Below are 2,047 nucleotides of genomic sequence, written 5' to 3'. Positions count from 1 at the left end.
CAGCCGCTTTCCTGTCGACGCTGTTGAAGCGTGCCTCTCTCAGGGCTGCCGCCGATGAAGCCGCGGGTAGTGATCCGCGCTTCGATCTCGTCACCACGCTGTCGGGAATTCTCGCCAGCCGGATTATCGTCGGCTTTCGGAGCACCGGATCCTAGCGGGTGCCAGGGCCCGCTCCTTCCAAGCGGGCAAAATCACGGCCGGGGTTTCCGGCCAGAACGGTTCGATTTCATAAAACTCAGACTGTGAATGTTGGCCTTCCGCTGCTCCTAACGGCAAGCGCTGCACCAGCACCCCCAAGTCTCTGATTCCTGAAGTTCGATGATCAGGCTGCATACTGCTGATCATCAGCAACGGCGAGAACGGCAGCCACCTTTGACTGTGCTGCTTCGATCGTGTGCCGGAGGGTGTCCAGAACAGCCACGGGTGTCGGGTGCTTCAGGATGATGTCCCCCTGCTGGGAGACTCGTGACTCCGAGGCGCCTATGATCGCGGCACGGCCGGCGTGGCTGGCGTGGTACTCATCGACCAGGATCCAGCCATCGACCAGACCTGGTAGGTTGGCTCGGGTGTAGAGCCAATCGACAGGACGGCTCCAGTCTCGCAAAGCAAGAAAAGCTCGCTCACCCGTTTCCGCCGTGGCGACCTGGTATCCCGCAGCCCGAAGCCTCTGCGCGAGTGTTTCGCGGAAGATGTGGTTGTCATCGACCACAAGGATCCGTTTGTGCTCGGGCGTGCTCATCATAACCTCCTTGTGCCGAGCCGTCCCTAAGGAACGCTTCGGCGGATCTGATGTGAGTATGATGGCAGCTGGTGAACGTTCGCGGAAATACCGGTCGGCTTCCGCAATCATAGAGAGTCTCTATAGACGAGAGCGCTAATCGCCACTTCGATCGCGGTGATCCGTTCCTCAAGCCATGCGAAGAAGGTTTGAAGACAACACCAGCTGCGACTAGCCGTGCTCATCAAGGCTGACGAATGAGGTTTGAGTTCGGTCACCTGGGTTCTCCTTTTTAAGAGAGAGCCACAATGACAGCGAGCCTCATAGCAGAGGGCTATGGATCCGATGGTTCCTCGGTATTTCAGGCTGGAGCAGCGCGGTGGTGTGATGTGAACAGGTCAGCGTGACAGGATCGGCTCCGCCTCACCGTAGATCAAACTGCGGTCCTCAGTTCCGCCGATTGCCACGTAATGTTCGCGACTTCAACCGACAGGAGGACGAGATGCCGTTCCTCACACCAGTGATCTTGGGTTCAGTCCGCTCCGACCGCCAGGGAGTGAAGGCCGCCCGTTTCATCACTCGTCACCTAGAAAGCCGAGGGTGTGAAGCGCCCCTTGTCGATCCGGTTGAGCTGGACCTTCCCCTGCTCGACCGCATGTACAAGGAGTATCCCAAGGGGCAGGCGCCTGAGGTCCTTGAGCGTCTCGCCGAACTCTTCCAAAGGGCGGACGCTTTCGTGGTTATCTCTGGCGAGTACAACCACAGCATCCCGCCTGGTCTGTCGAACACGCTCGATCACTTCCTGGAAGAGTATTTCTGGCGTCCGTCAGCGATCGTCTGCTACTCGGGCGGGCGCTTCGGCGGCGTTCGAGCCGCCATGCAGCTTCGGGCCATGCTCTGCGAGCTTGGAACGCCGAGCATTTCGTCCCTGTTGCCCATTCCTGAGATCGGCACCGCCCTCACCTCCGACGGACATGCGGAGGTGCCCTGGCTCGACAAGGCAGCGGGCCGCTTCGTCGATGAACTCGTCTGGTACGCCGAGGCTTTGCGCCGCCAGCGCGCGGAGGGAACGCCCTACTGACACGGGCACGAGGATAGCAGCCAGCTATGGGATCAATGGCTCCTCAGTATTTCCGGCGTGGGCTGGCAAGTGGTGTGATGCCAAGACAGGGCCGGCATTCGTCGGGCCTGAACCACAGGAGGCTAACAATGTCCATCAAAGCTCTGGCTGATCGCGGCATTGCACTCGCCGATGCCATTCCAGACAGTCTCATTTCATTCGTAGCACGTATTGCCGTCGGCGGCGTCTTCTGGCGCTCGGGCCAGACG

General features: G+C 59.9%; 2 protein-coding genes. One reads left to right on the top strand and one right to left on the bottom strand.

Annotated features, from left to right (window positions below; genetic code table 11):
* Positions 1-322 precede the first annotated feature (322 nt).
* Entirely contained in the window at positions 323-742 is a 420-nt protein-coding gene (locus ACS5Q1_RS47715) for a response regulator (protein ID WP_473104753.1), read from the bottom strand.
* A 478-nt stretch (positions 743-1,220) separates the two neighbouring features.
* Here ACS5Q1_RS47715 and ACS5Q1_RS47710 point away from each other — a divergent pair, with 478 nt between their 5' ends.
* A complete protein-coding gene (locus tag ACS5Q1_RS47710; RefSeq protein WP_473104752.1) occupies positions 1,221-1,799 on the top strand; it encodes an NADPH-dependent FMN reductase in 579 nt (192 codons plus the stop codon).
* Positions 1,800-2,047 lie beyond the last annotated feature (248 nt).

Source organism: Microvirga sp. GN3 (assembly GCF_055792825.1).
Note: the sequence above shows the minus strand (reverse complement) of the source record. Positions and strands in the feature narration are given on the sequence as shown.